This window comes from Mesorhizobium sp. WSM4823, assembly GCF_055811195.1.
Window position 1 is genome coordinate 1 of the sequence record NZ_JBVVQL010000054.1, and the last position, 550, is coordinate 550.

General features: G+C 58.0%; 1 pseudogene. It reads right to left on the reverse strand.

Features of this window, described 5'->3' with window-relative positions:
* Positions 1–458 (reverse strand): annotated as a pseudogene (locus AC0L26_RS31985) (Ulp1 family isopeptidase); the annotation flags it as partial.
* Between the last annotated feature and the right edge of the window lie 92 nt (positions 459–550).

Sequence of the window (550 nt, forward strand, 5' to 3'; positions counted from 1 at the left end):
GATTGGTGATTTCTTAGATCAGTCGCTTGGCCACGAGCGCCGAGATCATTCGCCAATCGGCGAAGTGCAGACGTGTAATTTCGGAGCGTCGGCGCGCTATGGTGTTGCTGAGCCGCAGCGTGGGCGATCGCCTTGTCAATCACGTCCCGGTGTTCGTCGGACAGATGGGGATAGCGGTTAGCCGGGGCACCAACAGCCGCTGAATAGCCCGGCTCATGATAGGCACGCAGGACGTTCAAGGCCCTCTTCATATCATCGTTTTTCGGAAAGAAAGCATCGAGGTGATCGACCAGGGATTGGTGATTTTTTAGGTCAATCGCTTGGCCACGAGCGCCGAGATCATTTGCCAATCGGCGAAGGGCATACCTGTATTTTAGGACCGTGCTCTCGCTATATTTTTGCTGAGCCGCAGCGTGGGCGATCGCTTTATCAATAACGTCCCGGTGTTCGTAGGACAAATGGGGATAGCCGGTGGCACGGGCGCCACTCGCGACAGGATCGGCTCGGCGCGGCTCGGCCACGTGCGGCTCAAAGCCCGCTTGCCGGGCCT